Origin of the sequence: Clavibacter capsici, assembly GCF_001280205.1 — a bacterium.
GTDB classification, from domain to species: Bacteria; Actinomycetota; Actinomycetes; order Actinomycetales; family Microbacteriaceae; genus Clavibacter; species Clavibacter capsici.
Genome location: NZ_CP012573.1, coordinates 2,109,958 through 2,131,730, shown reverse-complemented (window position 1 = coordinate 2,131,730; position 21,773 = coordinate 2,109,958). Strand labels below are relative to the sequence as shown.

The following is a 21,773-nucleotide window of genomic DNA, read 5'->3' as shown; positions in this document are numbered from 1 at the left end:
AGGGCCGCACCTGGCGGCGCGGCCCTCGGGTCGTGATGTGCGTGCTGCCCGCGCTACTCGGCGGCCTGGCCGACGCGGCGGTTCTCCGCGGAGACCATCCACGCGTACTGCTCGAGCGCGGTGATGAAGCCGTGGAGCAGGTCCGCGGTGGTCGGGTCCTCCTCGTCGACGTCGTCGTGCACCTCGCGCATGGTGTGCACGGCGGCCTCGAGGCGCTGGGTGACGAGGTCCACGGTCTCGGCCGTGTCCACCTCGCCCTGCGGGTACTCGGGGAGCGTGGTGTTCTCGGCGACGGTGTCGCTGCGGCCGTCCGGCGTGGCGTGCAGGGCGCGCATGCGCTCGGCCAGGTCGTCGCTGAACTCGCGGGCCGACTCGATGATCTCGTCGAGCTGCAGGTGCAGGTCGCGGAAGTTCTTGCCGACGACGTTCCAGTGCGCCTGCTTGCCCTGGATGTGGAGCTCGATGAGGTCGACGAGGACCTTCTGCATGTTCTCGTGCAGCTGCTGGCTGGCCTTGAAGCCGCGCTCGGCGTTCTGGCGCTTGGTGGGCTTGGATCCCTCGGGCTGCGTGGCCTTCTCGGAGGTGGCGGTGGGGCGATCGACGGTCGTGGTCATGTGCGACTCCTCGTTGTCTGGCGGGGGACCGGGGGTTCCCGGTCCGTGCGGGGCGGCCTCCTCGGGAGGGAGCCCCGCGGGCCGGGCGCGCGGGTGGCGCGTCGTCCGGCTCGTCACCGACGCTACGCCCGCCTCTCCGTCGTCGCACGAACGGTGAGTGCGCTCACAGTCCACGTGCAGGAAGGGCCGCCGACCCTTCGCTCCGCGGACGGGCGGGCGCCGGGGTGCTTGGCTGGATCCATGACCGTGATCACCTCCGACCTCCGCGTCCTCCGCGACGCCCGCGCGATCCTCGTCGAGAGCCTCTGGTGGGACCCGGCGGGCGACGTGATGTGGAACGACATCACCGCGGGCACCCTGCACCGGAGCCCGTGGACGGGCGCGGTCGACGGATCCGACGACACCGTGCTCGAGCTCCCGCCGCCGCTCGCGTCCTTCCAGCCGGCCGACGACGGCGGGTACGTGGCGGGGCTCGGCGACCGCATCGTGCTGGTCGACACCGCGGGCCGCATCACCCGGGAGCTCGCGCAGGTGCAGCACGCGCACGGCGGCGTCCGCTTGAACGAGGGCAAGGTCGATCCCTCGGGCCGCTTCGTCATCGGGTCCATGGACGTGACCGACGGCGAGCCCGACGCGGCGATCTACTCGATCGACGGCGCAGGCGACCTGCGCACGCTCCTCGGGGGCTTCGCCATCACCAACGGCTTCGAGTGGACCGACGGCGGCCGCACGATGATCCTCACCGACACCTCCGAGCAGACCGTCTACCGCGCTCCCTACTCGGCCGACGGCGAGCTGGGGGAGCCGGAGCACTGGATCCACGGCGAGATGAGCGACGGCCTCACCCTCGACGTCGACGGGTACGCGTGGAACGGCGTCTACGGCGGCGGCAAGGTCATCCGCTGGGCGCCCGACGGCTCGAAGGACCTGGAGATCGCGATCCCCGCCCCCAACGTCACGTCCGTCGCGTTCGCCGGGCCCGACCTCCGGACGCTCGTCATCGGCACCGCCCGGGAGAACCTCACCGAGGAGCAGCTCGAGGAGCACCCGCTCTCGGGCGCCGTCTTCGCCATCGACACCGCCGTCTCCGGACGGCCTGTGAACGTCTTCCGCACCGCGGTCGCGGGAGGCGTTCGCGCGTAGCGTCGAAGGGGCCGTCCGACCGGGCGGCGACACTCTCACGAGGAGGAACGCACATGACCGGAGAGAGCATCCAGGGCCGCAAGGTGGCCTTCCTGCTGACGGACGGCTTCGAGCAGGTCGAGCTGACGGAGCCGTGGAAGGCCGTGCAGGAGGCCGGCGGCACGCCCGTGCTGGTGTCCCCGAAGGCGGACACCGTGCAGGGCCTCGACCACATCGACAAGGCGGACACGTTCGACGTGGACGTGCAGGTCAAGGACGCCGACGCGTCCGAGTACGACGGCCTCGTGCTGCCGGGCGGCGTCGTGAACGCGGACGACCTCCGCGTCGACGCCGACTCGGTCGCCTTCGCGAAGGCCTTCTTCACGGCGGGCAAGCCCGTCGCGTCCATCTGCCACGCGCCGTGGATCCTCATCGAGGCCGGCGTGGTCGACGGCCGCCGCATGACCTCCTACCCGACCCTCGCCACCGACCTCCGCAACGCGGGCGCCGAGTGGGTCGACGAGGAGGTCGTGGTCGACAGCGGCTTCGTGACGAGCCGCAACCCCGACGACCTGCCCGCGTTCAACGCGAAGCTGATCGAGGAGATCGCCGAGGGCGAGCACGACGAGCAGCACGCCTGACCCGTCCCCGGGGAACCCGCGCCTAGGGTGAGGGCGTGACCACGCCCTCACCCGACGCGCGCTTCCGCCAGACCACGCCGGCGCCGCGCGCCATCCGCATCGCCGGGCTGGTGATCGCGGTCGTCGGCCTCGTGGCGCTCGTCGCCACCGGGGGCTCCGCGCTCGGCGTGGTCCTCGCCGTGCTGCTCATGGCCACCGGTGCGGTCGTCGGCTCTCTGCGGATCCGCATCACGCTCGACCCGGACGAGGTCGAGGTGGCGCTCGTGCCGCTGCGGCGCATCCGCATCCCGTACTCCGCCGTCGCCGACTGCACGGTCGTCGACCACCTCCGGCCGCGGACGGTCGGCGGGATCGGCGTCCGGTCGCTCCCGGGCGGCGGCGCCGCGATCCTGCTGGACGCCGGACCGGCCGTCGCGATCGAGTCGGCCGACGGGACCCGGCACCTCGTCCGCAGCACCTTCCCGCGGGAGGCGGCCACGCGGATCCGCGACCGCGCCGCCGCCGCGCCGCTCGCCCCGCCCGTCGCCGACGAACCGGAGGATCCGGCCGCGACCACCGCCTAGGCTCGTCGCGTGACCACCGCACCCCCCGCCGCACGCCGTCCCCGCACCTCCCGCCCCGTCGTCGTGGCGCTCGCGGTCGTCGTGGTGGTGGTCGGGTTCGTGCTCGACCAGGTCAGCAAGCGCTGGGCCGTCGACGCGCTCGGCGGCGGCGAGACCATCCCGCTGTTCCCGACCGCGCGCTTCGCGCTCGTCTACAACCCGGGCGTCTCCTTCGGCATGGGCGCCGAGGTGGGTCCCGTGCTGACCATCGGGATCATCGCCCTCTCGCTCGGCCTCGCCGTCTGGGTGGGCTGGCAGATCCGCCACCGCGCCTCGCTCCTGCAGGTGCTGCTGCTCTCGGCCGTGCTCGCGGGCGCGCTCGGGAACCTGTTCGACCGCATCACGCGCGCGGAGGACGGGCCGCTGTCCGGGCACGTCGTCGACTTCATCGCGGTGGAGTGGTTCGCGGTCTTCAACGTCGCCGACATCCTCACCGTCTGCGGCATGATCGCGTGGGCGATCACCACGGTCTTCGGGCGCGACCACGCGGCCGACGCGCGCGACGCCGACGCCGACGCGGAGGACGAGGCCGTCGCGGCCCCCGCCGACGCCGGATCCGCGCCGACCGACCGCGCCTGACGCCCCGGCGTAGCGTGAGGGGATGACCACGATCCCCACACTGGAACTGTCCGACGGGAACCGCATCCCGGCCATCGGCCTCGGCACCTACGGGTTGAACGACGACGCGGGCGCCGAGCTCGTGTCCGGCGCGATCGGCGCCGGCTACCGCCTGCTCGACACGGCCCTCAACTACGGCAACGAGGCCGCGGTGGGCGACGGGATGCGCCGCTCCGGCGTCCCGCGCGAGGAGCTCTTCCTCACCACCAAGCTGCCCGGCCGCCACCACGGCTACGACGAGACGCTCGCGTCCTTCGAGGAGTCGCGCGCGTCGCTCGGCGTCGACTACGTGGACCTCTACCTCATCCACTGGCCGAACCCGAGCGTCGACAGGTACGTCGACAGCTGGCGCGCCTTCATCGAGCTGAAGGAGCGCGGCCTGGTCCGCTCCATCGGCGTCTCGAACTTCACGCCCGCGCACCTCACGCGCATCCAGGAGGAGACGGGCGTGCTGCCCGTCGTCAACCAGGTCGAGCTGCACCCGACCTTCGCGCAGGCGGATCTGCGGGCCTTCCACGCCGAGCGCGGCATCGTCACGGAGAGCTGGTCGCCGCTCGGCACCCGCGAGCAGCTGATGCAGGATCCGCACGTGGTCGCCGCCGCCGAGGCGCACGGCGTCACCCCGACGCAGGCGGTGCTCCGCTGGCACATCCAGTCGGGCGCGCTGCCGATCCCGCGGTCCACGGATCCCGAGCGCCAGCGCCAGAACGCCGACGTGTTCGGCTTCGAGCTCACCGAGGACGAGGTGCGGGCGATCGGCTCCGGCCCGCAGTCGCGCCTCTGGGACGGCGACCCGGACACGCACGAGGAGATGTAGGCCTCTCCGCCCACCCGCGGCCGTCGCGTCCCTCCCGGGCGCGGCGGCCGCGTCGGGTGCGGGCCGCCCGGATCCGCTCAGGCGCCGACGAGCGTCGGGATCCCCAGCAGCAGCGCTCCGCCGACGAGGCAGGCGGCCGCGACGAGCACGAGCACGCCGACCCAGAGGATCCCCGGCAGGTGCGTGAGCCGCCCGAGCTGGTCCGCGTCGGACGCGCCGCCGCCCCGCCGCGAGCGCGACCGCTGCAGCTCGAGCGTGGCCCGCAGGGCGCCGAGCAGGAGGAAGAGCGCGAGCGCGTGCGCGGCGACGCCCTGCACGACGATCGGCGCGACCCCGGCGACGACGCCGACCACGACGCCCGCCACGAGGCACGACCACAGCCCGAACCAGTTGCGCACCTGGATCACGACGAGCGCGAGCAGCACGAGCCAGAGCCACAGCACCGCGGCCGAGCGCCCCTGCCCGGCGAGCCAGGCGGCGCCGAGCCCGGCGAGCGCCGGCGCGGGGTAGCCCGCGAGCAGCGTCACGACCATGCCCGGCCCGCGCGGCCGGCCGACGCTCACGGTGAGGCCCGAGGTGTCGGAGTGCAGCCGGATCCCCGCGAGCCGTCGCCCGCTGAGCGTCGCCGCGAGCCCGTGGCCGGCCTCGTGCACGATCGTCACGGCGTGCCGCGTGAGCCGCCAGGCGGCGGGCACGAGCACGAGCGCAGCGGCGAGCGCCACGGCGACGAGCGCGGGTCCCGTCTCCAGCGGCGCCTCGACGGCGGTCGCGCGCGCGACGAGGTCGCGCACGATCTCGACGGTGTCCATGGGCTCCTCGGGAGGCGGTGCGGGCGGGGGAGCGCCCAGCCCACCACATCCGCCTGACGGACCGCCGTCCCGGCACCGACTACCGTTGTCGGGTGCCCGACGCCCCCGCCTCCGACCTCGTCCGCTCCCTGCTGCTCACCGTCCCGGACTTCCCGCAGCCCGGGATCCTGTTCCGCGACCTCACGCCCGTGCTCGCCGACGGCCCCGCCCTCCGCGCCGTCGTCGACGACCTCGTGGCCGCGGGCGGTCCCGTCGACGCCGTCGCGGGCGTCGAGGCGCGCGGCTTCCTGCTCGCGGCGGCCGCCGCCTACGCGTCCGGCGTCGGCACCCTCGCGGTGCGCAAGGCCGGCAAGCTCCCCGGCGAGGTGCTGCGCGAGTCCTACGACCTGGAGTACGGCGAAGCCGCCATCGAGCTGCACCCCGGCCAGCTGGCGCCCGGATCCCGCGTGCTGCTCCTCGATGACGTGCTCGCGACCGGCGGCACCCTCGAGGCGGCCGCCCGCCTGTTGGAGCGCGCCGGCTACGAGGTCGCGGGCATCGGCGTGGTGCTCGAGCTCGAGGGCCTCGGCGGCCGGGAGCGGCTCGCCGGCCGCGACGTGCACGCGATCATCGCGCTCTGACGCGTCCGCACCGCGACGAGGAGGGCCGGACGCGTCACGCGTCCGGCCCTCCGTCGTCCGACGCGGGGCGGGGTCAGCCCCAGAGCCGCCGCGTCGCGATCTCCGCGCCCTGCGCCAGGCTCTCCAGCTTCGCCCACGCGATCTGCGGGTGGATCCGCCCGCCGAGCCCGCAGTCCGTCGACGCGATCACGCGCTCCCGTCCCACGAGCTTCGCGTAGCGCTCGATCCGGTCGGCCACGAGCTCCGGGTGCTCGACCACGTTCGTCGCGTGCCCGACCACGCCCGGCACGATGAGCTTCCCGTCGGGCAGCTCCACGTCCTCCCACACGCGCCACTCGTGCTCGTGCCGCGCGTTGGCGCCCTCGAACGAGTACTCGCCCGCGTCGATGTCGAGCATCGTCCGCACGATGTGCCGGAACTCGATGTCGGTCGTGTGCGGCCCGTGCCACGAGCCCCAACACAGGTGGAAGCGGATCCGCTCCTGCGGCAGCCCGCGCAGCGCGTGGTTGAGCGCCTCCACGCGGATGCGGGTGAAGGCGAGGTAGTCCTCCACGCTCGGCTCCGGGTTGATCTGGTCCCAGTTCTCCGCGACGGACGGGTCGTCGATCTGCAGCACGAGCCCCGCGTCGATGATCGCGACGTACTCCTCGCGCATCGCGTCGGCGCACGCCCAGATGAACTCCTCCTCGGTCGCGTAGTGCAGGTTGCCGATGCGCGACGCGCTGCCGGGGGACAGGGACGTGAGGAAGCCCTCCTCGTACCCGTTCGCCGCCAGGCCGGCCTTCAGGTGCGCGATGTCCGCCTGGATCGCGTCGTGCCCCGTGTAGGCGACCGGGCCGGTGGCGCTCGGGAACTCGATGGGGGCGTCGCCGACCGTGATGCCGCTCGACGGATCCCGGTAGGCGTCGGCGAAGATCGTCCAGTCGCGGCGGTCGGGGAACGTCGTGAGGCGCACGTCCCCGGGCGAGCTGCGCACGGGCTCCGAGGAGAACGGGCCGCCGGGCACCAGCTCGAGGCCGCTGAGGCGCTGGAACGAGTACGACCACCAGGCGCCGTAGTCGATCGCGCTCGACATGGCCTTGCCGTACTCGCCGTCGCCGGGCACCGTGATCCCGACCTCGCGCTGGCGGGCGACGAGGCCGTCGACCGCGTCGGCGAGCACGGCGTCGAGGCCGTCGTCGGCGGGAGCGGGGGCCGCGCCGCCGCCGGGGCCGGCGAGCACGGCCGCGCGGGCCTGGGCGCGGGACGCGTTGGCCGCGATGAGCGCGTCCGTCCGCGGCAGGCTGCCGGCGTGGGACGTCTGGATCGAATCGGTGCTGTCGAGCATGTGGACCTCCGCGGGTCTCTCATGCCGTCGGGCGGCCTCGCACGACCGCCCGCGGCGAGCGGGAACTGATCGCAGGCGGTGTCCCTGGCCGCGGATGCGGGCGGGACGCGAGGCTTCGCGGATGCGCTGCACGCACAGGGTGCCACGGCGTCATCCGCGAGGAGGGGGAGGACGCAACAGGACGTCACGGAAGCGGCACCTCCGACGGATCCGGCACCCAGGGGAATGCCCGGATGATGGACGGATGCTCCTCCGCCACCCCGTCCTCGGAACCGCCACGGCCCTCTACCTCGGCCTGGTCGCGTGGATCACGCTGTCGCCGGAGCCCTACGACCGCCGCATCGACGGCTTCCTCTTCCGCGCGCTCCGGGCCCTGCACCGGCACGACGGCACCGCGTGGCTCACCTACTCGTTCGTCGAGGGCGCGGCCAACGTCGCGATGTTCGTACCCGTGGGCATGTTCCTGGTGCTGCTCCTCGGCCGGTCGCGCTGGTGGCTCGCGATCGCGCTCGGGGTGGGCCTCTCGGCGCTCATCGAGACCGCGCAGGCGTTCCTCCCGACCCGTGTCTCCGACGTCCGCGACCTCGTGCACAACGGGCTGGGCGCGCTCGTGGGCGTGGTGCTCGTCCTGATCCTCACGGCCCGCTCCGAGAACGCCCGCCGTCGCGCGCTCCGTCGGCGCCCGCAGCCCGCCGCGCAGGACCCGCGGCGCCTGGTCGGCACGTCCCGCTGAGGCCCAGGCATCCCTCCGCGGGCGACGCCCGGCGCCCCGCCCGCGGTCCGGGACGTCCCCCTCGGGTCGGTAGGATTGACGCCGGATTCCCGAGGGGTGTGTGCAGGTGACCGGTACGGAGCTGGAGCTGGAGCGGGCGTACGTCGGCCGCCTCTACGGACGACTCGACGCGGTGCGGGCGGAGACCCGCGAGCAGCTGGTCGCGGTGCGCGACAGCCCCACGGGCGGCACCCACCAGAACCGGTCCGAGCGCGACGCGTTCGCCCGCATCTACGAGGACCGCCTCCAGGCCCTCCGCGAAGTCGACGAGCGCCTCGTCTTCGGCCGCCTCGAGTTCGAGGACGGCCACCTGCCGGAGGACGAGCCGCGCGACGGCGCGCCCGCGCGCACGGCGGGCGACGGGGACCCCGTGTACAGGTACATCGGCCGCATCGGCCTCCGCGACGACGACCTCCAGCCGCTCCTCCTCGACTGGCGCGTGCCCCAGGCGAGCGCCTTCTACCAGGCCACCGCCGCCACGCCGCTCGGCGCCCGCGCCCGCCGCCACCTCACCACCCGCGGCCGCGAGGTCGTGCACGTCGAGGACGAGGTGTTCGACCCCACGCTGCTGGACGAGGGCCGCACGAGCCTCCAGGGCGAGGGCGCGCTGCTCGCCGCGCTCGCCGCGGGCCGCACCGGCCGGATGAACGACATCGTCGCCACCATCCAGGCCGAGCAGGACCGCATCATCCGCTCCGACCTCCGCGGCGTGCTCGTCGTGCAGGGCGGGCCGGGCACGGGCAAGACCGCGGTCGCGCTGCACCGGGCCGCGTACCTCCTCTACTCGCACCGCGACCGCCTCGCCTCCTCGGGCGTGCTCGTCGTCGGCCCCAGCCGCTCGTTCCTGCAGTACATCGAGGCCGTGCTGCCCTCCCTCGGCGAGACCGGCGTCGTGCTCGCGAGCGTCGGCCAGCTGTTCCCCGGCATCGAGGCCTCCGCGGAGGACGCGCCCGAGGTCGCGGCCGTCAAGGGCGGATCCGAGATGGCGGGCCTCCTGCAGCGCGCCGTCCGCTCGCGCCAGGTCGTCCCCACCGAGCCGGTCACCCTCGACGTGAACGGCGAGCGCATCGTGCTCGAGCCGTCGCTCGTGGCGAGCGCCCTCCGCCGCGCGCAGGACAGCCGGAAGCCGCACAACGAGGCGCGGGTCGTCTTCAACAAGGCCGCCCTCGGATCCCTCGCGCAGGTCCTCGCGTCGCAGATGCGCCGCAACGGCAGCGCCCTCGACGACAGCGACCTCGCCATGCTCCGCGAGGACCTGCGCACCTCCTACGACGTGAAGGTCGCGCTCAACACCGCGTGGCTCCCGCTCACGCCCGAGAAGCTCATCCAGGACCTCTACGCGCGCCCGAACTGGCTCGCCTCGCTCACCCCGCGCTGGAGCCCCGAGAAGCGCGCGCTCCTCCGCCGCGACCGCGACGCGCCCTTCACGATCGCCGACGTGCCGCTCCTCGACGAGGCCGCCGAGCTCCTCGGCGAGTTCAGCGCCCAGGCCGACGCGAGCGCGCGCGAGCGCGAGCAGCAGCGCCTCCGCGACATCGAGAACGCCGAGCAGGCCATCGAGAACATGGGCGTGGGCGGCATGGTCACGGCCGAGCGCCTCGCCGAGGGCTTCGCCGAGCAGGCCGCGCGTCGCACGACCGCCGAGCGCGCCGCATCCGACCGCACCTGGACCTACGGCCACATCGTGGTCGACGAGGCCCAGGAGCTCTCGCCCATGCAGTGGCGCGTGCTCCTCCGCCGCTGCCCGCTGCGCTCGTTCACGATCGTGGGCGACGTCGCGCAGGCGAGCTCCGCCGTCGGCGTCACGAGCTGGCAGGACGCGCTCGGCCCGGTGCTCGGCCGCGAGTGGCGCCTCGAGGAGCTCACGGTCAACTACCGCACGCCCGCCCGGATCGCCGAGGCCGCCGAGCGCATGGCCATCGCGCACGGCCTCCCGGTCATCCGCTCGCGGGCCGTCCGCGAGGGCGAGCACCCCATCGACACCGTCGAGGTGTCGGCCGACGAGGTCGTCTCGGCCGTCATCGACGTGGTCGACGAGGAGCGCGAGGGCGACGAGGCGGGCACGCTCGCGGTCATCGCCCGCGACGACCGCGTCGAGGGGCTGCACCGCGCGCTCGCCGAGCGGTTCGGGTCCGCGGTCGGCATCGGCGTGGGCGGGCTCGGCCGGCCCATCGCGGTGCTCGGCTCGCAGGAGGCCAAGGGCCTCGAGTTCGACGTCGTGGTCGTCGCCGAGCCGGACGAGATCCTCGCGCACACGTCGCGGGGCGCGGCGGGCCTCTACGTCGCCATGACGCGGCCCACGCAGCGCCTGCACATCGTGACCTCCACGGGCTTCACGGCCTGATCGGCGCCGCCCCGCCGGCGTCGCGGGCCACGCGGCGGCGGCCTCGTGAACACTATGAAGACAAGTGGCTTCCGGCCCGGCACGCGCGGAGGATGGGCCGGTCATGACCCCTCCTCCCGCAGCCTCCGGCCCCTCGTCCGCCACCGGAACAGGGACGGATCCCGCTCCGGGCGGCCCGGGCGGCCCGGTCGGCGACGAGGCCGACCCCGCGCCGGACGGCGTCGCCTCCGTGGCCGACCCGACGGCCGCCGCATCCCGCGCCGCCCGCCGGATCCGCCGCACGCGCCTCATCCAGGTCGTCGTGATCGTGGCGGTCGCGATCGGCATCGCCCTCGTGCCGCCGCCCGCGGGCGTCGACCCGCGCGGCATGCACATGGCCGGGATCTTCGTCGGCACGGTCCTCGCGCTCATCCTCCAGCCGCTGCCCACCGCGCCCGTCGCGCTGGTGGGTCTCGCGGTCGCCATGCTCACCGGCACGATGCGCACCGACGGCGAGGCGCTCGAGGGCTTCGCGAACCCCACCATCTGGCTCATCGTCGCGTCGTTCTTCATCGCCGACGGCTTCCTCGTCACGGGACTCGGCCGCCGCATCGCGTTGGCGTTCGTGTCGCGCCTCGGTGGATCCAGCCTCGGCCTCGCCTACGGCATGGCGCTCACCGACCTGGTGCTCGCGCCCGCGACGCCCTCGAACACCGCGCGGGCCGGGGGTGTCGTGTACCCGATCGTCGCGTCGCTCAGCCGCGTGCAGGGATCCACCCCCGACTCGGACGCCTCGCGCCGCCGCCTCGGCTCCTACCTCGCGCTCACGAGCGTGCAGGTCAACACGGTCACCTCGGCCATGTTCGTCACGGCCATGGCCGGCAACCCGGTCGCGCAGAAGGCCGCCGCCGACCTCGGCATCGAGGTCACGTGGGGCGGCTGGGCGCTCGCGGCGCTCGTGCCCGGGCTCCTCAGCCTCGTGGTCGTGCCGTGGGCGATGTCGCGCGTCTACCCGCCGACGCTCACGCGCACGCCCGAGGCGCCCGCCCACGCGCGCCAGGAGCTGCGCGGGCTCGGACCGCTGTCGGGCCACGAGCGCATCATGGCCGCCACCTTCGTCCTGCTGCTCGTGCTGTGGTGCGGCGGATCCCTGCTCGGCATCCCCGCGACGGCCGCGGCCTTCGGCGGCATCGCGGTCCTGCTCGTCACGGGCGTCCTCAAGTGGTCGCACCTCGCGGCGAACGCGTCCGCCTGGTCGACGCTCATCTTCTTCGCGGTGCTCGTCGGCATGGCCGACCAGCTCGACGCGCTGGGCGTCATCGACCTCGTGGGCGGCGCCGTATCGGGATCCGTCGGCGGCCTGCCCTGGCCGTGGGCCTTCGCGGTGCTCGCGCTCGTCTACTTCTTCTCGCACTACCTGTTCGCGTCGAACACGGCGCACATCGTCGCGATGTACGCGGTCTTCCTCGGCGCCGCCGTCGCCACCGGCACGCCGCCGCTGTTCGCGGCCCTCGTGCTCGGCTTCATCGGCAACCTGTTCGGCGGCATCTCGCACTACGCGTCGGGGCCGTCGGGCGTGGTCTTCGGATCCGGCTACGTCACGACGAGGGAGTGGTTCCGCGTCGGCTTCGTGATGGCCGTGGTGCTCATCGTCATCTGGGGCGTCGTCGGCACGGCGTGGATGGGCGTGCTCGGCCTGCTGGCCTGAGCGTCGGATCGCCCGGGGGCAGGGAGATGGGCCGACCCGATGACGGGCCGGCCCTGCGGTCGTGGTCCCGGCGCCGAGACCCCTCTCCGTGCGCCGTCCGTGCGACCGCTCTCCCCATGACATCCGGACCCGTGGTGCATCGCGTCTCTGGAGGTCCGGCGCATTGCAGTCTCTTCGGAGCGGGTTCGCCATCGGTTCGCCCGTGCGGATGACGGGCCCCTGGGCGCGGGCGTGCGCCGGGCTCAGCGCGCGGGCGCGGGCCAGCGCACGTCGTCGGACGACAGCAGCGGGAGGTCGCCGCAGTCGTCGAGCACGCGCGCCATCGCGTCGTGCTCCGCGCGCGTCACGCTGAGCTCCGTGCGCACCTTGATCGACACCTGCCGCACCACGAGCGCGCACCTGTCGGACGGATCCTCGGGCAGCCACTCGTCCGCCGTCGCGTCCGACTTGTCCGAGTTCTCCGCGGCGGACGCGGCCATGAGCTCCAGCGGGTCGTTCGCGAACGCGGCGCGGTAGTCGGCGTCCCAGCGCCACGCACCGGACGACCACGCGTCCGACAGCGACACGACGTGGTCGATCTGCACCGCCTCCGGGTCCCGTGACCGGTCGAACTCGATCCGCTCGCCCGAGTACGGATCCGTCAGCACCCCGGACTGCACGGCGCAGCCGCGCGTCCCGCCGCGGATCGCGACGTCGGCGAGGTCGCGCCGCAGCACGTCGTTGCGGGTGTCGCAGCCGTTGCGGTCCACGTCCGTGCGCCACGCGAACGACTCCCGGTCGTAGCCCGGCACGCGCTCCTCCGTCCGCACCTCGAGCCCCTGGAGGGCGAGTCGCGCGGATCCGGGAGCGCCCGGCTCCGCGCCGAGCCCGGTCCCGGGCCGGCCGCCACCGCCGGCGGGTGCCGGCCCCGGATCCCCGTGCCACTGCACGAGCCCCGCGACCACCACGACCACGAGCGCGGCCAGCGTCACGAGCGCCGGCGTCCGGCGCCGCCTCCGCCGCGTCACGGGGTCGGGTTCCGCGCGTCGTAGCGCTCGAACGAGGGCAGCGAGCGGATGAGGATCCACACCACCACCGCGATGAGCAGCCCGCCCACGAGCGACGGCACCCACAGCGCGGCGAAGGCCGTCACGATGCCGATGTACGCGTCGCCGAGACGGGGCCCTCCCGTCACGACGACGATGAAGACGCCCTGCAGTCGCCCGCGCATGTTGTCGGGCACCGCGGTCTGCAGCATGGTGTTGCGGAAGATCGAGGAGATGTTGTCGGCCGCGCCCGTGCAGGCCAGCAGCACCGAGGCGGCGACGATCCCGGGCACGCTCGCGTCCTCGATGCGCGAGCCGATCCCGTGCAGCACGCCCGGCTGCGACGCGAGGAGCAGGACCAGGCCGAAGCCGGCGGTCGAGAGGCCGTACGCGACGATGGCCAGCCGGATCGCCCGCCCGTGCCGCGTGACCCGGCCGACGGATCCGCTCAGCACGCTGCTCACGAGGCTGCCGACGGCGCCGGCCGCCGTGAGGATCCCGACGGTCACCGGCCCGCCGCCCAGCACCACCGCGCCCACCGCCGGGAACAGCACGCGGGGCTGTCCGAACGTCATGGCGATGATGTCGACGATGAACGACATGCGGATGTTGGGCGCGGTCCGGAGGAACCCCAGCCCGTACCTGATGGAGGCGAGCCCCGGCCGCTGCACCTCGCCCTCGGGCGCGATCCGCGGCAGCGCGAGCACGCCCGTGAACGCCGCGAGGAACAGCACGGCGTCGACGGTGTAGGTCCACTGGAACCCGACCGACGCGACGAGCACGCCCGCGAGCGCCGGGCCGACCGTGACCATGACGCCGAGGCTGATCCCGCCGAGCGCGCTGGCCGCGGGCAGCAGGTGCGGCGGGAGGATCCGGGGGAGGATCGCCTGCCGGCTGGTCCCGATCACCGTCGCCGCCACCGCGTTGAGGATGCTCAGCGCGTAGAGCGACCACACCGTCTCCGCGTGCGTCCAGGCGAGCAGCGCCAGCGCGATGGTCGAGCCCCAGGCCGCGCACGACGCGATGAGCGCGACCTTCCGTCGGTCGAAGGCGTCCGCGAGCATGCCGCCGTAGAGGCCCGCGAGGATCATCGGCACGAGCGACAGCACGCCCACGAGCGCGACGGCGCCGGTGGATCCCGTGAGCTCGTACACGTGCAGCCCGATCGCCACGATCGTCATCTGGCTGCCGATGCCCGCGATCGCGTTGCCCGCCCAGAGCCGGGCGAACGCCGGGCTCTCCTTCAGCGGCGACAGGTCGACGAAGTGGCTGCCGCGGACCTGGCGCTCGTCGGGGATCGGGATGGGGGAGGTCTCGGGCGGGGTGCTCACGTGTCGCTGCGTCGTCTCTCTCGGGTGGATTTCAACGCTAGCCGAGATCGCCGACGCCGCTTCCGCGCGAGGCGCCTCCGCCCGCGGCCCCGGCGGCCTCGGCGGTCCCCGGGAGCCCGGCCCCCTGGTATGCTCGTGCGGTTGCCGTCTGGACGGCCGCGGATCAAGAGAGCTCGCACATCCTGTGACGGGCGCCGCGCAACGAACACGAGAGGGGATCATCACATGGCTCTGGAAGCAGACGTCAAGAAGGCGATCATCGACGAGTACGCGACCCACCCCGGTGACACCGGATCCCCCGAGGTGCAGATCGCGCTCCTCACCAAGCGGATCACGGGCCTCACCGAGCACCTCAAGGAGCACAAGCACGACCACCACACGCGTCGTGGCCTGCTCCTCCTGGTCGGCCAGCGTCGTCGTCTCCTCGGCTACCTGTCCAACGTCGACATCGAGCGCTACCGCGCCCTGATCGCGCGCCTGGGCATCCGCCGCTGACACGCAGCACGCGTCGCTGATCGCATCGATCGCGAAGCGGACGAGCCGTCACCCTCCGGGGTGGCGGCTCGTCCGTCGTTAAGGCGCGCGTCATCCGCCCGACACCCGGGGGCCCGCCTCCTCCGGGGCCCGGAAGGGGCCGGGTGCTACCATGGCCGCAGTGATCCAGCGGGCGCCCAGCGTCACGATGCGATCACGACAGATGGAGCTGGCCGGCAGGAGCTGGTCGTTGGTGGTGGTCTTCCGAGTCGCTCGGAGCATTCCCACTGATGGCCAGACATGCGCCCGCCGCCGTCGGCCACCGGTCGACGAGCGGAACCAGCCGCGCACGTGCACCCGGGATCCGCATCAGGCGGGCACCGACGTGTCGCCTCGCCCGCTCCTCCTCTGTCGCAGGAGGTCCGCATCCACACGGGATGCAGGACGAGCGCCCGACGGGCGTCGCCGAGAGGCGCAACACGAAGGAGAGAGACCTCAATGGAAGGTCCAGAGATCAAGTTCGCCGAGGCAGTCCTCGACAACGGCAAGTACGGAACGCGCACGGTCCGGTTCGAGGCCGGCCGCCTCGCGCAGCAGGCGCAGGGCGCGGTCGCCGCGTACCTCGACGAGGACACGATGCTGCTGTCCGCCACCTCGGTGGGCAAGCACCCGAAGGACAACTTCGACTTCTTCCCCCTGACCATCGACGTCGAGGAGCGCAGCTACGCCGCGGGCAAGATCCCCGGCTCGTTCTTCCGCCGCGAGGGCCGCCCCTCCACCGAGGCGATCCTCGTCTGCCGCCTCATCGACCGGCCGCTGCGCCCGTCGTTCATCACGGGCCTCCGCAACGAGGTCCAGGTCGTCATCACCGTCCTCAGCATCGCCCCGGACGAGTTCTACGACAGCCTCGCCATCAACGCGGCGAGCGCCTCGAGCATGCTCTCGGGCATCCCGTTCTCCGGCCCCATCGCGGGTGTGCGCCTCGCGCTCATCGGCGACCAGTGGGTCGTCTTCCCCAAGCACTCGCAGCTCAAGGAGGCCGTCTTCGACATCACCGTCGCCGGCCGCGTCGTCACCGACTCCGAGGGCAACGAGGACGTCGCGATCATGATGGTCGAGGCCGAGGCCACCGAGGGTGCCTGGGACCTCATCCAGGGCGGCGCCACCAAGCCCGACGAGGCCATCGTCGCGCAGGGCCTCGAGGCCGCGAAGCCGTTCATCCAGCAGCTCGTCGCCGCGCAGGCCTCGCTCGCGCAGCAGGCCGCGAAGCCCACCGTCGACTACCCCGTCTTCCTGCCGTACGCGCAGGAGACCTACGACGCGGTCAGCGAGCTCGCGCTCTCCGACCTCGGCGGCGTGTACCAGATCGCCGACAAGATCGAGCGCCAGGACGCCGACGACGCCCTCAAGACCCGCACCAAGGAGGCCGTGGCCGCCAAGGTCGAGGCCGGCGAGCTGCCGCAGTCGGCGCTCACCGAGTTCTCCGCGGCGTACAAGTCCGTCACGAAGACGGTCGTCCGCGGCCGGATCCTCCGCGACGGCGTCCGCATGGACGGCCGCGGCCTCGCCGACATCCGCCCGCTCGACGCCGAGGTGCAGGTCATCCCGCGCGTCCACGGGTCGGCCATCTTCCAGCGCGGCGAGACCCAGATCCTGGGCGTCACCACGCTGAACATGCTCAAGATGGAGCAGCAGATCGACTCGCTGAGCCCCGTCACCAAGAAGCGCTACCTGCACCACTACAACTTCCCGCCCTACTCCACCGGTGAGACCGGTCGCGTCGGGTCGCCGAAGCGTCGCGAGATCGGGCACGGCTTCCTCGCCGAGCGCGCCCTCGTGCCGGTGCTGCCGAGCCGCGAGGACTTCCCCTACGCGATCCGCCAGGTGTCCGAGGCCCTCGGGTCCAACGGCTCCACGTCGATGGGCTCCGTCTGCGCCTCGACCCTGTCGCTGCTGAACGCGGGTGTGCCGCTGCGCGCGCCCGTCGCCGGCATCGCCATGGGCCTCGTGTCCGACACCGTCGACGGCCAGGTCCGCTACGCGGCCCTCACCGACATCCTCGGTGCGGAGGACGCGCTCGGCGACATGGACTTCAAGGTCGCCGGCACGTCGGAGTTCGTCACGGCCATCCAGCTCGACACGAAGCTCGACGGCATCCCCACGTCGGTCCTCGACGGCGCGCTCAAGCAGGCGAAGGAGGCCCGCACGGCCATCCTCGGCGTGCTGAACCAGGCCATCGACGCCCCCGACGAGATGGCCCCGACGGCGCCCCGCGTGATCTCGGTCAACATCCCCGTCGACAAGATCGGCGAGCTCATCGGCCCCAAGGGCAAGACGATCAACGCCATCCAGGACGAGACCGGCGCCGACATCTCCATCGAGGAGGACGGCACCGTCTACATCGGCGCCGTCGACGGCCCGTCGGCGGAGGCCGCGCGTGCGCAGGTCAACGCCATCGCGAACCCGACGAACCCCGAGGTCGGCGAGTCCTTCCTCGGCACCGTCGTCAAGATCGCGACGTTCGGCGCGTTCGTCTCGCTGCTCCCCGGCAAGGACGGCCTGCTGCACATCAGCGAGGTCCGCAAGCTCGCCGGCGGCAAGCGCGTCGAGAACGTCGAGGACGTGCTCGGCGTCGGCCAGAAGATCCTGGTCGAGATCACCAAGATCGACGACCGCGGCAAGCTGTCCCTCGCTCCCGTGATGGAGGAGGCCGCCGATCAGGAGGGCTCCGCCGCCGCGAGCGACGGCCCCGAGGGCCCCGCGGAGGGCTAGGCCCTCCCGCACCCGCACGACCCGGATGCCCGTCCCACCTCGGTGGGGCGGGCATCCGTCGTCCGCGGGCTACTTGCCGTGGTTCGGATCCGTCGGGTACGGCACCTCGGTCACCGGCGGGGCGGACAGGGACGGCTCGGGAGCGGGCGTCGCGGACGGGCTCGGCGCGGGCGTGGGGGCCGGGACCCCGTCGTCGCTCGGCGTCGGCGTCGTCCCCGGGGTCGTCCCGGGCTCGACCGTCGTCGGGGCGGGGGAGGCGGGCGGCGCGGGCTCCTCGCCGCCCTGCGACAGCGCGATCGCCGCGACGCCGCCGGCCACCACGAGCGCGGCCGCGACCAGGGCGACGATCAGCGCGAGCCGCCTGCGCCGGGCGTCGCCGCCCTCGCCCGCATCCGATCGGCGGTCGTGGTCCTGCGCCATGTCGTCGCCTCGATCCGTCAGTCGGCGACGGTGATCGCGGTGCCCACGAGCTGCGCGCGTCCGATGACGTGCGGCAGCATCAGGAAGCCGAGGACGGCGGGGGTCGCGCCCTCCGGGACGTCGAGCGTCTCGACGTCCAGCGCGGTCACGGTGAAGAAGTAGCGGTGCGTGCCGTGGCCCGCCGGCGGCGTCGCCCCGGCGAAGCGCTTCTCGCGCGACTCGTTGTGCATGGTCACGGCGCCCTCCGGGAGGAGGCCCGCGTCGGGGTCGCCCGCGCCGGCGGGGAGCGACGTGGTGGATGCGGGGATCCCGCGCACGGCCCAGTGCCAGTAGCCGCTGCCGGTGGGGGCGTCGGGGTCGTAGGCGGTGAGCACGTAGCTGCGGGTGGCCGCGGGCGCGCCCGTCCAGGCGAGGGCGGGGGACAGGTCCTGCCCGCCCTGGCTGGCGCCGCGCGCGGCGAGGGGGAGCGGCGCCCCGTCGGAGAAGTCGGGGCTGGTGAGGTGGAAGGGAGCGGCGTCGGGCAGGCGGTGCAGCGGGTCGTTGGTCATGGGGGTTCCTCTCGAAGGTGCGGACGTCCCCAGCCTCGCACGGCGCCCCGGGACGCGGCCGGCGGTCATCCCCGGGCGGATGCGCGCGGTCGACGTGCGCCGCCATTCCCGTCGTCCGGCGGCAGGACGCGACGCCGGACCCCCGAAGAGGGGCTGGGTGCCGATGCGGCCGTCTCGCTAGCGTTGTCCCCGCGGGACGGTCCACGCGACCGCCCGCCTCCGGGGGACGCATCGGGGGATGCAGGCCGCCGAGGGGTGCCGGGGTCGGGGGATCCGCGGCACCCCTTCCGGCTCCACGGACCGTCCGCGGGCAGCATCAGGGCCGGCCTGTCCCGACGACGAACGACCGCGACGAGGATTCCTTGGTACCCAAACCTTTCGCCTGCTGCAAGGTACGCTGGACCACGTGACGTCCTCCCCTCCCACCGCCCCGGACGTCGCCCCCGGCCCGCCGCAGCGGCGCCGTCGCGGTGGATCCGCCGGCACCCACCGCCAGCGTCCCGGCATGCCGGCCGCCGAGCCCACCACCATCGTCGACGCCACCGTGCAGGCGGCCGCCGCGATCGCGCTGGAGGCCGCCGTCGAGCCCGGGCTGCGCACGGGCGGGAGCATCCCGCACCCCGCGCGCCGACGCGGCATCGCCGACACCGACCTCCACGTCTTCCCCCTCGCCCTCGGCGGCAACGTCTTCGGGTGGACGGCCGGCCCCGATGACACGTCCGCGATCCTCGACCGGTACCAGGAGGCGGGCGGCAACTTCATCGACACCGCGGACTCCTACGCGAGCGGCCGCAGCGAGCACATGATCGGCTCGTGGATGCGCGAGCGCCGCAACCGCGACTCCATGGTGGTCGCCACCAAGGTCGGCAAGAGCGAGGACTTCCCCGGCCTCGGCGGATCGCGCATCGAGCGCGCCGTCGACGCGAGCCTCTCCCGGCTCGGCACCGACCACGTCGACCTCCTCTACTTCCACTGGGACGACCTCGACGTGCCGCTCGAGGAGAGCCTCGCCGCCGCGGGTCGCCTCATCCAGTCGGGCAAGGTCCGGCACCTGGCGGCCTCGAACTACGCCGCCGAGCGCCTGCTGCACGCCCGGATCATGGGCGGCCTCTACGGCGCACCGCGGTTCGTCGCCCTGCAGACCCACTACAACCTGGTCAACCGGACGCCGTACGAGTCGGCCTACCTCGACGTCGTGCGCGGGCAGCAGCTCGCCGTGATGCCGTACTTCGCGCTCGCGAACGGCTTCCTCACGGGCAAGTACCGCACGCGCGACTCGGTGCGCGAGGGCGCACGGGGCCAGCGCGCCGCGAAGTACCTCAACCGCCGGGGCCTCCGCGTGCTGACCGCCCTCGACGAGATCGCCGAGCACCACTCGACGAGCATCGCGACGATCGCCCTGGCCTGGCTCCTCGCGAAGCCCGGCGTGGTCGCCCCCGTGGCGAGCGCGAGCCGTCCCGAGCAGGTGCACGACCTCGTGCAGGCGGCGCACATCCAGCTCTCGCGGCACGACGTGACCCGGCTCGACCGGGCGTCGGAGTAGTCCCTCACAGCTCCACGATCTCGGCGTCCCACCCGCGATGTGGAGGGACGCGGTCCCCGGCGATCGGCCCCGGCTACGGTGCCGGGATCCGCGACGCCCGGCGCTCCTGCGCCGCCTTCGGCGCGCGGTCCGGACGGCCTGGGGGAGACGACCTTGCACGAGCGACCGCGCGACCTGCCGCTGCGACGAGGACGGGGAGCGGCGGCCGGCTGGGCCTTGATCCTCGCCTCCGCCTCGCTGCTCGGGGGATGCTCGGCGCCCGCGCCCTCGGTACCCGCTCCTGCGCCGGCACCATCGCCGACGTCGTCGCAGGAGCAGCAGGACGACCAGTCGTTCCACGATGTGCTGACGCGCTACGTCGACTTGGATGCGAACACCCTCACGGATGAGGACCTCGCGGAGCTGCTAACGGGCAGCGTGCTGAAGAGTGAGGAGTCGGGCCTTCGGGATGCGCGTCAGAAGGGGCAACGGACCGACGGCAAGGAGCTGGTGTCAGGCTTCGAGGTCACCGACCGCGGCATCGATCCACAGGGAGCGCAGTACATGACAGCCCAGGTCTGCCTGGATGTCAGCGGCACGAGGCTCATAGACGCGAACGGTGCCGACATCACGCCCGAGCGTGCTGTGCGGCAGTCTCTGCAGGTCAAGGCCGTCAGATCCGAGGACGCGCTCTGGCGAATCAGCGACATCGTGCGCAATGACGGAGTGCGGGCATGCGGCTGAGGCTGCTCGCCCCTGTGGTGGTCCTCTTCATCGCCATCGCGCCCGCTCCTATCGCGCACGCGGAGACAGCGGAGACTCCCTGCAACTTCAAGTTCGGCAGTGGCGGCGTCTGCACGACCGGAGGCATCGACGGCGCAGGCGTGGCACTGCAGGCGGGGACCACCCGACCCGGACCGTCTTCCTCATCCCACGGAGAGGATCCTGCACCTGATCGCACTACCGCGTCGGAGCGGCCGACGCGACCGCAAGCGCCTCCTCCGGTGCCGCGGGGGCGGTCGGCGGCGGATGTGGACGTGTCGTGCTCGCCGGGTGAGCGGCTGTCGAGTGGGGGCATGTGCGGTGACGGGCAGCATGCGTTCCTGCCACCGGCGACGTGGCCGGGAAAGCCGGCGGATCCGGCGCCCGCGGTGACGGACGTGCCCGGGGTGACGCTCGCGGATGTGGCGCGGTTCGTGCCGAGGTCGGCGTCGATCCGGTCGCAGCCGAACGGGTGGGCGCTGGTGGGGGCGCCGGTGAACCTCCTCACGGACGCGGCGGCGCAGGTGGTCGACGGGACGTTGCTGGGTCGGCCGGCGCAGGTGCGGTTCGTGCCGGTGTCGTTCACGTGGGATCACGGCGACGGCACCAGCACCACAGTCGACGGGCCGGGTGCATCGTGGAAGCAGCTGGGCCAGCAGGACTTCACCACGACGGACACGAGCCACGTGTACCCGACCATGGGGGACCGGCAGGTCACGCTGACGATCGCGTATGCGCCGAGCTACCGGTTCGACGGGGGCGGGTGGCAGCAGATCCCGGGCACGTTGCCGGTGCAGGTCGGACCGGTCACGATCCATGTCCTGCAGGGGTCCACGGTCCTCGTCGGGGGTGCGTGCGGCACACGGCACGCCGGCCCCGGATGCTGACGGGAGCCGAGGCACCCTCCGGCCCGGGGCAGCGTCCCTCCCGGGGCGGCGTCGGTCCT

The 21,773-nt window shown here is 73.4% G+C and carries 21 protein-coding genes; 14 read left to right on the top strand and 7 right to left on the bottom strand.

The genetic code is table 11. From position 1 onward, the window contains the following. Window positions 1-53 precede the first annotated feature (53 nt). Window positions 54-614 carry a Dps family protein gene (locus AES38_RS10030; protein WP_053774841.1) on the bottom strand — a complete coding sequence of 187 codons (561 nt, stop codon included), beginning with the start codon at window positions 612-614 and terminating at the stop codon, window positions 54-56. A 240-nt stretch (window positions 615-854) separates the two neighbouring features. Here AES38_RS10030 and AES38_RS10025 point away from each other — a divergent pair, with 240 nt between their 5' ends. The 5 genes from AES38_RS10025 to AES38_RS10005 are packed head-to-tail and all read left to right on the top strand — an operon-like array spanning window position 855 to window position 4,414. After that, a complete protein-coding gene (locus AES38_RS10025; RefSeq protein WP_053774840.1) occupies window positions 855-1,757 on the top strand; it encodes an SMP-30/gluconolactonase/LRE family protein in 903 nt (300 codons plus the stop codon). A 53-nt stretch (window positions 1,758-1,810) separates the two neighbouring features. Beyond that, window positions 1,811-2,377: a type 1 glutamine amidotransferase domain-containing protein gene (locus AES38_RS10020; protein WP_053774839.1), complete on the top strand. Its 567-nt coding sequence runs from the start codon at window positions 1,811-1,813 to the stop codon at window positions 2,375-2,377. Window positions 2,378-2,412: 35 nt separating this feature from the next. Further along, window positions 2,413-2,940 carry a hypothetical protein gene (locus tag AES38_RS10015; protein WP_053774838.1) on the top strand — a complete coding sequence of 176 codons (528 nt, stop codon included), beginning with the start codon at window positions 2,413-2,415 and terminating at the stop codon, window positions 2,938-2,940. A gap of 9 nt (window positions 2,941-2,949) precedes the next feature. Next, the gene (locus AES38_RS10010) at window positions 2,950-3,558 is read left to right on the top strand and encodes a signal peptidase II (RefSeq protein ID WP_053774837.1); all 609 of its coding nucleotides are present in this window, start codon (window positions 2,950-2,952) and stop codon (window positions 3,556-3,558) included. Between the two features lie 22 nt (window positions 3,559-3,580). Continuing rightward, the gene (locus AES38_RS10005; protein WP_053774836.1) at window positions 3,581-4,414 is read left to right on the top strand and encodes an aldo/keto reductase; all 834 of its coding nucleotides are present in this window, start codon (window positions 3,581-3,583) and stop codon (window positions 4,412-4,414) included. 77 nt (window positions 4,415-4,491) lie between these two features. Here AES38_RS10005 and AES38_RS10000 read toward each other — a convergent pair whose 3' ends face one another. Then, window positions 4,492-5,223: a M50 family metallopeptidase gene (locus tag AES38_RS10000; protein ID WP_053774835.1), complete on the bottom strand. Its 732-nt coding sequence runs from the start codon at window positions 5,221-5,223 to the stop codon at window positions 4,492-4,494. 92 nt (window positions 5,224-5,315) lie between these two features. Between AES38_RS10000 and AES38_RS09995 the strand changes: the two genes are divergently transcribed. Then, window positions 5,316-5,843 carry an adenine phosphoribosyltransferase gene (locus AES38_RS09995; RefSeq protein WP_053774834.1) on the top strand — a complete coding sequence of 176 codons (528 nt, stop codon included), beginning with the start codon at window positions 5,316-5,318 and terminating at the stop codon, window positions 5,841-5,843. Window positions 5,844-5,916: 73 nt separating this feature from the next. Here the strand turns inward: AES38_RS09995 and AES38_RS09990 are convergent, their stop codons facing one another. Further along, the gene (locus AES38_RS09990; RefSeq protein ID WP_053774833.1) at window positions 5,917-7,170 is read right to left on the bottom strand and encodes a cobalamin-independent methionine synthase II family protein; all 1,254 of its coding nucleotides are present in this window, start codon (window positions 7,168-7,170) and stop codon (window positions 5,917-5,919) included. A gap of 244 nt (window positions 7,171-7,414) precedes the next feature. On the opposite strand from AES38_RS09990, the gene AES38_RS09985 reads away from it, so the two are divergent. From AES38_RS09985 to AES38_RS09975, 3 genes are all read left to right on the top strand, one after another. Beyond that, window positions 7,415-7,903: a VanZ family protein gene (locus tag AES38_RS09985; RefSeq protein WP_053774832.1), complete on the top strand. Its 489-nt coding sequence runs from the start codon at window positions 7,415-7,417 to the stop codon at window positions 7,901-7,903. Window positions 7,904-8,009: 106 nt separating this feature from the next. Next, window positions 8,010-10,286: a HelD family protein gene (locus AES38_RS09980; protein ID WP_174775898.1), complete on the top strand. Its 2,277-nt coding sequence runs from the start codon at window positions 8,010-8,012 to the stop codon at window positions 10,284-10,286. A gap of 103 nt (window positions 10,287-10,389) precedes the next feature. Then, window positions 10,390-11,973, top strand: coding sequence for a DASS family sodium-coupled anion symporter (locus tag AES38_RS09975; protein WP_157883523.1), 1,584 nt, complete (start codon window positions 10,390-10,392; stop codon window positions 11,971-11,973). Between the two features lie 242 nt (window positions 11,974-12,215). Here AES38_RS09975 and AES38_RS09970 read toward each other — a convergent pair whose 3' ends face one another. Both AES38_RS09970 and AES38_RS09965 read right to left on the bottom strand, forming a co-directional pair. Then, complete coding sequence (locus AES38_RS09970) at window positions 12,216-12,980, bottom strand: HNH endonuclease family protein (RefSeq protein WP_053774830.1); 765 nt, start codon at window positions 12,978-12,980, stop codon at window positions 12,216-12,218. After that, window positions 12,977-14,329: an MFS transporter gene (locus tag AES38_RS09965; RefSeq protein ID WP_174775897.1), complete on the bottom strand. Its 1,353-nt coding sequence runs from the start codon at window positions 14,327-14,329 to the stop codon at window positions 12,977-12,979. Before AES38_RS09965 ends, AES38_RS09970 begins: the two co-directional genes overlap by 4 nt. Before the next feature lie 225 nt (window positions 14,330-14,554). On the opposite strand from AES38_RS09965, the gene rpsO reads away from it, so the two are divergent. Both rpsO and AES38_RS09955 read left to right on the top strand, forming a co-directional pair. Next, the gene (gene rpsO, locus AES38_RS09960) at window positions 14,555-14,824 is read left to right on the top strand and encodes a 30S ribosomal protein S15 (RefSeq protein ID WP_012038735.1); all 270 of its coding nucleotides are present in this window, start codon (window positions 14,555-14,557) and stop codon (window positions 14,822-14,824) included. A 477-nt stretch (window positions 14,825-15,301) separates the two neighbouring features. Continuing rightward, window positions 15,302-17,575, top strand: coding sequence for a polyribonucleotide nucleotidyltransferase (locus AES38_RS09955; RefSeq protein ID WP_053774829.1), 2,274 nt, complete (start codon window positions 15,302-15,304; stop codon window positions 17,573-17,575). 69 nt (window positions 17,576-17,644) lie between these two features. Here AES38_RS09955 and AES38_RS09950 read toward each other — a convergent pair whose 3' ends face one another. Next, window positions 17,645-17,995: a hypothetical protein gene (locus tag AES38_RS09950; protein WP_053774828.1), complete on the bottom strand. Its 351-nt coding sequence runs from the start codon at window positions 17,993-17,995 to the stop codon at window positions 17,645-17,647. Between the two features lie 17 nt (window positions 17,996-18,012). Beyond that, window positions 18,013-18,543, bottom strand: a complete 531-nt coding sequence (locus AES38_RS09945) for a YbhB/YbcL family Raf kinase inhibitor-like protein (RefSeq protein WP_053774827.1) — start codon at window positions 18,541-18,543, stop codon at window positions 18,013-18,015. Window positions 18,544-18,949: 406 nt separating this feature from the next. Here AES38_RS09945 and AES38_RS09940 point away from each other — a divergent pair, with 406 nt between their 5' ends. The 3 genes from AES38_RS09940 to AES38_RS09930 all read left to right on the top strand — a co-directional run bounded on the left by AES38_RS09940 (window position 18,950) and on the right by AES38_RS09930 (window position 21,714). After that, window positions 18,950-20,086, top strand: a complete 1,137-nt coding sequence (locus AES38_RS09940) for an aldo/keto reductase (protein ID WP_081001882.1) — start codon at window positions 18,950-18,952, stop codon at window positions 20,084-20,086. 153 nt (window positions 20,087-20,239) lie between these two features. Beyond that, a complete protein-coding gene (locus tag AES38_RS09935; RefSeq protein WP_072174633.1) occupies window positions 20,240-20,809 on the top strand; it encodes a hypothetical protein in 570 nt (189 codons plus the stop codon). Further along, window positions 20,800-21,714, top strand: a complete 915-nt coding sequence (locus AES38_RS09930; protein WP_053774826.1) for a hypothetical protein — start codon at window positions 20,800-20,802, stop codon at window positions 21,712-21,714. The genes AES38_RS09935 and AES38_RS09930 overlap by 10 nt, the downstream gene beginning before the upstream one ends. Window positions 21,715-21,773 lie beyond the last annotated feature (59 nt).